This is a genomic window from Protofrankia sp. Cj3 (assembly GCF_917627355.1).
Taxonomy (GTDB): domain Bacteria; phylum Actinomycetota; class Actinomycetes; order Frankiales; family Frankiaceae; genus Protofrankia.
On sequence record NZ_CAKJTR010000124.1, the window covers coordinates 5,953 to 12,927 of the forward strand.

General features: G+C 68.1%; 6 protein-coding genes and 1 pseudogene. 6 read left to right on the forward strand and 1 reads right to left on the reverse strand.

Annotated features, from left to right (window positions below; translation table 11 throughout):
• The 6 genes and pseudogenes from MJ783_RS16190 to MJ783_RS16215 all read left to right on the forward strand — a co-directional run.
• Positions 1–225: pseudogene (locus tag MJ783_RS16190) on the forward strand (SpoIIE family protein phosphatase); the annotation flags it as partial.
• 92 nt (positions 226–317) lie between these two features.
• Complete coding sequence (locus MJ783_RS16195) at positions 318–461, forward strand: hypothetical protein (RefSeq protein WP_239311282.1); 144 nt, start codon at positions 318–320, stop codon at positions 459–461.
• A complete protein-coding gene (locus tag MJ783_RS16200; RefSeq protein ID WP_239311283.1) occupies positions 458–1,534 on the forward strand; it encodes a DNA cytosine methyltransferase in 1,077 nt (358 codons plus the stop codon). The genes MJ783_RS16195 and MJ783_RS16200 overlap by 4 nt, the downstream gene beginning before the upstream one ends.
• A gap of 219 nt (positions 1,535–1,753) precedes the next feature.
• On the forward strand, positions 1,754–2,662 hold the full coding sequence (locus MJ783_RS16205; protein WP_239311284.1) for a bifunctional DNA primase/polymerase: 909 nt from the start codon (positions 1,754–1,756) through the stop codon (positions 2,660–2,662).
• Positions 2,659–4,500, forward strand: a complete 1,842-nt coding sequence (locus tag MJ783_RS16210; RefSeq protein ID WP_239311285.1) for a hypothetical protein — start codon at positions 2,659–2,661, stop codon at positions 4,498–4,500. The genes MJ783_RS16205 and MJ783_RS16210 overlap by 4 nt, the downstream gene beginning before the upstream one ends.
• Positions 4,501–4,610: 110 nt before the next feature.
• Positions 4,611–5,363, forward strand: a complete 753-nt coding sequence (locus tag MJ783_RS16215) for a DUF5131 family protein (protein ID WP_239311286.1) — start codon at positions 4,611–4,613, stop codon at positions 5,361–5,363.
• Here MJ783_RS16215 and tcmP read toward each other — a convergent pair.
• On the reverse strand, positions 5,350–6,462 hold the full coding sequence (gene tcmP / locus MJ783_RS16220) for a three-Cys-motif partner protein TcmP (RefSeq protein ID WP_255724419.1): 1,113 nt from the start codon (positions 6,460–6,462) through the stop codon (positions 5,350–5,352). The genes MJ783_RS16215 and tcmP overlap by 14 nt on opposite strands.
• Between the last annotated feature and the right edge of the window lie 513 nt (positions 6,463–6,975).

Consider the following 6,975-nt stretch of genomic DNA (forward strand, 5'->3'; position numbering starts at 1 on the left):
ACCGTCGCCACCGTCTACGAGGTCGTCATCCCCCCAGGGCTGGTCCTGCTGACCACTGACGGCGTCCACAGCGCCCTCACCGACACCGACCTAGAAGCCATCGTCCGCGCCCACGAGCACGATCCCCAGGCGCTGGCCGACGCGATCACCGCCGCGGTCGGGACGGATGGGGACGGGTACCGCGACGACGCCACCGCCATCGTGCTCATACCCAGCAGCCAGTGATCACACCCCCGGCGCGGCGCACCGCTGGCACGCACGCTGCCGCGCCGGGGCACTCCACCAACCCTCACGAGATCAGAAGGAGGTTCCCCATCATGCCCACAGCCGGGGACCGTAATCCCGTCAACGCCAGCACCTGCCCGGCGCGCGGCCCGTACTCCGGACTGATCTGCACCCGGTGCGTCACCTCCCTGCCCGCACGCACACTCCCGGCCACCGCCCCGGCGGTGCGGGTATGAACGTCCTGTCCCTGTTCTCCGGAATCGGCGCGATGGATCGTGGATTGACCCGCGCCGGAATGACCATGGTCGGGCAGGTGGAAGCCGACCCGTACCGGCGAACCGTTCTTACCCGCCACTGGCCAGGAGTACCCCAGCATGACGACGTCCGGAGCACCGCCGACTGGTGGGCGGCAGCAGGAACTCGCCCTCGAGTGGACGTCATCGCCGGAAGCCCGCCCTGCGAGCCGTTCAGCGACGCGGGCCGCCACCAGGGTGCTGCGGACCCCCGCTGGGGATGGCCGTGGATGGTCAGCGTGGTTCGCGCGCTACGACCCCGCTACGTCGTGGTGGAGAACTCCGCAGCTCTGCCTGGATATCGGGCCGAGTTCGGCGCCATCCTCGCCGACCTGGCCGAGCTCGGGATGGATGCGCAATGGGGAGTGCTATCCGCGTGCGCCATGGGTGCCCCACACGTGCGGGAGCGACTGTTCCTGGTGGCCTACACCCACAGCCTCGCTGGGGCGCCATGGCTGGGGGCTGGGTGGCCGATACCGGGCCGACACGGAGAGGCGGGTCCGTGGGCTGATCCGGTCGGGTTCGTGGCGGCCGACGCCCGAGGCCGTGGAGTGGCTGATGGGCCTGCCCGAGGGCTGGACGCTGCCCGGATAACCGCGCTCGGCGGGGCGGTCGTCCCCCAGGTCGCCGAACACATCGGACGCCTGCTCATGGCCCACGCCGGTCAGGGCTGGGCACCCGCCGACCTGTCCGCCCGGCTCGCCGCGGGCGACACGGTCGTGATCCGCCTGCCCGCCCGTGGCGTCCCGTACCCGCCGGAGCTGCGCGCCCTGGCGGACGCGGGGCTACTCGTCCGGATCGGACGGCCGTCCCGCTGGGGTAACCCGCACCGGCTGCCCGCCGGTGGCACCGATGTCGAGCGCGCCGATGTGGTCGCTCGGTACCGGGCGTACCTGGAGACCCAGCTGGACCTGCTCCGCCAACTGCCCGATCTGCGCGGCAAGGCGCTGGGCTGCCACTGCGCACCCGCGGCCTGTCATGGCGATGTTCTCGCCGACCTCGCCAACCACCGATAGGAAACCGAACCTTGGAGATGCGATGCATCGTGATGACTCCGCAATAGGCGCAGAGCGACTGTGGCTTATTCCCGGGCGGGAAAAAGTGCTTGTCGCCGTTCAGGTCAAAAACATTCGCGTGTCCTATGGGCGTACGCAGTTTCTTGTGGAGCCATTCTCAGGCCGTGGTAGCCGGTGGGTGGACGCCGAATCCACCCGGGATGTGGAGGAGCAAGAACGATGACCCCGCCCACACCCGGCATGCACGCAGCCCTGGCGTTGGCCGCCCGCGGGATGCACGTGTTCCCGGTACGTCCCGGCAGCAAGAGGCCGATGGTCCGGTGGGGCACCCAAGCCACCACCGATCCGGGCGTCATCGCTGGCTGGTGGTCCCGGTGGCCGGCCGCCTCGATCGCGGTCGCCTGCAAACCCAGCCGGCTCACCGTCATCGACATCGACGGGCCGACCGGCCGCGCATCCTGGGACGCTCTCCTCGCCGCACACGGACATGTTCCGACGGCATCGGTCATCACCGGCCGGGACGACGGCGGCATCCACTACTGGTACCGGGCACCCGCGCTCGACCCGCCACCCAACAGCCACGGCGAACCCGACCGCGGTGTCGCTCCCGGAATCGACATCCGCGGCGCCGGTGACAGTGCCGGCGGGATGGTCCTCGCACCGCCGTCCTGGCATCCCTCCGGCCGCCGCTACCAGTGGCGGGACCGGCTGCCCCTGGCTGACCTGCCCGCATGGCTCCACCTGCTCGCATCGGCACGGCCAACCACGGGCGGGCAGGAAGGGTGCGGGGATCCCGATGCTGCCCGCCGCCGGTGGACGGCCCGGCACCAGCACCGGGACGGACCGCAGACCCGCGCCGGACGCTGGGCCGCGGCGGTTCTCACCGGCGAGGCAGCCGACATCACCGGCATGCCACCGGACTCCGGCCGCAACGCCGCGCTCAACGGCGCCGCCTACAAACTCGGCCGCCTCGTCGCCGGGGGGCTGCTCGACGCCGACGACGTCCGCCAGGCCCTCACCGACGCCGCCGCCGCCTGCGGGCTGCCAGAGCGGGAGGCGACTCGCACGATCGCGTCCGGGATGGCTGCCGGCGCCCGCTCGCCCCGGACCGTCGTGGCCGCCGGGTGAGCCGTGACACGGATGCGCTGGCAACCGTCGGCGTGGAGCTCGACGTCACTACCGTCATCACCGCACTGCAAGGGGAAACCAACGAACTGGCCCGATCCAAAGCCGCCCGCGAACACGCTTACCTCCTCGGCCGCCACGGCGCCGGCGAACTCACCGTCGCCGAACACCGCGACACCCTCACCGCGAACAAACTCCTCAGCAGGACCAGCTTCGACAAGGCACACAAGGCCGGGATAACCGACGCCCGGAACACGACGACGAGCACCAGCGCCGCTCGCCCGAGAGCAGCCGCCGACCGGCCCGACGGCAAACCCCACATCGAGGCGAGCGGCGCACCCGACGGCATCCGGAACCTCACCGCTGCCATCGACAACGGGCTGTTCGACGACCTGTACGTCACCAACGGTGAGATCGTCCACGTCGGCCCCGTCTCCGGGGACACCGCCACCGGCACCGATGACCCCCTGCCGCTGGCCGCCACACCATTAACCCCGGCCCGGTTCGCCGCCACCCTCGCCCACCAGGCCTACGTCTACCGGACCGCCCGCGGCCCGAACGGCACCAGCTGGGAAGAGGAATGCGTCCCGGCGGAAAGAGTCCTGGCCGCCGTTCTGTCCGCCCGGCACTGGCCAAGAGTCCGACCACTACGCGGGATCGTCGGTGCACCCGTCCTACGCCCCGACGGCACCCTGCTCCAAACCCCCGGCTACGACCCGGCGACCGGCCTGCACTACGCCCCGAAAGTCACCCTGCGACCCGTCCCGGAACGGCCATCCCGCGCCGAGGTCGTCACCGCGAAACAGTTCGTCGAACGGGTCCTGCACGACTTCCCCTGGGTCGCGCCAGCCGACAAGGCGAACTACCTCGGCCTGCTCGTCTCACCGATCCTGCGGCCCCACACCCGCGCGCTCACCCCCTTCGGCCTCGTCACCGCGACCACCCAGGCGTCCGGGAAGACCCTGCTCACCGACATCGCCGGAGCGCTGCACGGCAAACGCCAGCAGCCATGGCCCGAAACCGACGACGAACTCCGCAAAGTCATCACCTCGGTCCTCGCCAGCCCCGAAGCCGTGATCGTCTTCGACAATGTCGAAGAGGGCACGCAGGTCAAATCCCCGATCCTCGCCGGGCTCCTCACCGCCACCGAATGGTCCGACCGGCTCCTCGGCTCGTCCAAGACCGCTCAACGCACCAACGACCGGCTGTGGATGGCCACCGGGAACAACATCCGCCTCGGCGGCGACATGGCGACCCGCACCGCCGTCGTCCGCCTCGACCCCGACATGCCCAACCCCGACCAGCGAACCGGCTTCGCCGTTCCCGACCTCGAGACCTGGCTGACCGCACCGGTGAACCGGCACAGGCTCCTGTGGAACATCCTCGTCCTCGTCGCCGACTGGGTCACCGCCGGCGCACCCCGCACCACACACGTGATGCGCCAGTTCACCCCCTGGGCGCAGGCCACCGGCGGTTTCGTCACCCACCACGGCCTGCCCGGCTTCCTCGACAACACCACCGACGTCCGCGACATGGACGACCAGGCCGCCATGTGGCAAGCGTTCCTCGCCCGCTGGGAACACAAGTTCGGCACCCAGGCCCTCACCTCCGCCGCGGCCCGGGCCAGCCTCGACCGCGAACCCGACGGCACCGATCCCTGGGACGGCACCATCCCCGACACGTTGATGAACGGCCGGCACCTGCCCAGCGCCGTCGAGCTCGGCCGACGGCTCGGCGGCCATGTCGGCCGCTGGTACGGCCCGTACGTCCTGCGGGCCGGCACCGACAGCCACAGCAAAGCCCGGCTCTGGCACGTCGACAAACGGGAAGACGACGCATGAGCCCGTGTGGCCAACTGAGGGACTAGGGACTAGCGGACCACTCACCACAGAGCGCGAAATCCACTCTGCTCGCAGCAACGAATGAAATGATCGCCGACAGGAGGTACGTCATGGGTGATCGGAGTTCAATCGAATGGACGCAAGCGACATGGAACCCCACCACCGGCTGCGACCGTGTCTCGACGGGGTGTGACAATTGCTATGCCATGGCCCTCGCACGACGGCTGAAGAGTATGGGGCAGCCCAAGTACCAGGTAGATGGTGATCCTCGTACTTCTGGGCCAGGGTTCGGGGTCACCGTCCATCCAAGCGCGCTCGACATACCACGGGGCTGGCGCGCGCCGCGCCATGTGTTCGTGAATTCCATGAGCGACCTTTTCCACGCCAGGATCCCGTTGTCATTCATCAGCCAGGTTTTTCAAGTGATGGCAGACACTCCTCAACACACTTACCAGGTGCTGACAAAACGGTCTCGACGTCTCGCCCGGATCGCGGACCGGCTTCCGTGGCCGGACAACGTCTGGATAGGTGTGTCCGTTGAGAACGCTGACGCCCTGGCCCGCATCGACGATCTGCGCGTGATCCCCGCCGCAGTGCGATTCTTGTCCTGCGAACCCTTGCTAGGGTCACTCACGGGTATCGACCTCGACAATATCTCCTGGGTAATCGCTGGAGGTGAATCGGGACCCCGGCACCGCGCGGTCGAACCTACCTGGGTCACGGAACTCCGGGACGCGTGCGCGCGGGACGAGGTGCCTTTCTTCTTTAAGCAGTGGGGCGGGCGTACGCCGAAGAGCGGAGGTCGGCTCCTCGATGGAGCTCTGTGGGACGAGATGCCGCTGCATGAGGCTAAGTCCGCGTAGGTGGTCCTGAACCCGTAGGTTGAGCGACCCGGACGATCGAGTTGAGGCTGGGCGGGCGGCCGTCGTCCGCCTCTACCGTGCCTTCTTCGCACAGGATTTCAACGGCCGGCAATACGTGCGTCTTCTTGAACACCGTGTTGTGCAGGGCGTAGTTCGCAAGTTTGTAAACTTTCTCCGGCCCATCCTTTCGGAGCTTCTGCTCAAGCATCCGCGCGAGCGGATAAAGACGCATTTCGTCTCCGAACAGGGAAAACTGACCGACATCACGCGGGTCGCGGAACCCCACCCCCTGTTCGGGATCGGCAGCCCAGAGCGCCTCCTTCATTTTCTCGACGCCACGGTCATGATTCGTGCCGAATATCAGATACAGAGATTCGCCTGCCGGAGTAACGAGCTCGAAGTCGAGGAGGTAGGCGAATCCTGCCTTCGACAATGCCTTCCGGTAGCACGTGAGCAGGTGTCTCCGCTTCGTCGGCCCGTCCGGCTGGGCGGCGACCTCCCGCCAGGCCAGGTCACCGCCGAATACCTCGTCGCCCGGGCCTTCAAGCCTGCCCACGAACCGAAGGAAATGCTGTGTCGATAAAGTCACGACAACTTCGGACGCCCTGTTACTTGCCAGTTTGACAAGCGTGCTGTAAGGAACGGGGACGTTCCCCCAGGAGTCCAGGACGGCCAGAATCGGATAGCCCCAGGCGCCGGCTTCGTCGAGCGCGGATTCAAGGCTCGCCTCGCACTTTCCTTCCAATATCTGGATGGACATGCTCTCGCGGGGATAGGCAGGAAATGTTGCCTCGATCCGCTCGCTCAGTAGCCGAGTGCAGCGCTTGTCGTCGTCAATAAAGATGAACCGCACCGGCCCGTTTCGGGCAGCGAGTCTGGGGGTCTCAAGAAACGCCCGGATCGCGATGATTGGCGACCCTTCCTCGCTATCCTCGTATATGCCCGGACCGCTGAATCCCTCGACGTACGTCGCCGAGCGGTAGGCGTTGGCGCCGCCGAGCAGGATCGGGAACCACTTACGCAAGTAGTGGTCGTACACGCGGTGCTTGGCTGCGGTGTGCGCCTCCCGACGCCATGGAACAGGCCCCCGTGTTGGCATGTATCCGATTCTTGCACCGGCCAGCGAGGGACCGTCCCGCTTTTCGCCAAAGTGTCCGCGCCGACTACCCCGCATGGACGATCACGAGCGCGCCTCGGAGTCAGTGTTGCTACGGGCCGGCATCTACCCAGCGCCGTCGAACTCGGCAAACGCCTCGTCGGCCACGTCGGCCGCTGGCACGGCCCTACGTCCTTTGCGCCGGCGCCGACAGCCACAGCAGCGCCCGACTGTGACATGTCGAGAAGCGCGCGACGACCGTGCACAGCGGCCGGTCCTAGCCCCTGCGACGACCCGCCCCACCCCCGGTCAGGCACGCCCAACCCCGCACAGCCGCACTTTGGACACCCCGGCGGACGACCACGCTCTGGACCAGGCGCCAGGCACCCTCACTGCGCCGCCGTGCGCCGCGTCCGCCGCGGCGCACGCTCACCGCCCTCTGCACCAAGGCCCGACCTCTCCACAGCAGGTACGTAGAGTCACACGCGTGCGGGCATCCAGCCGCAGACGATCATA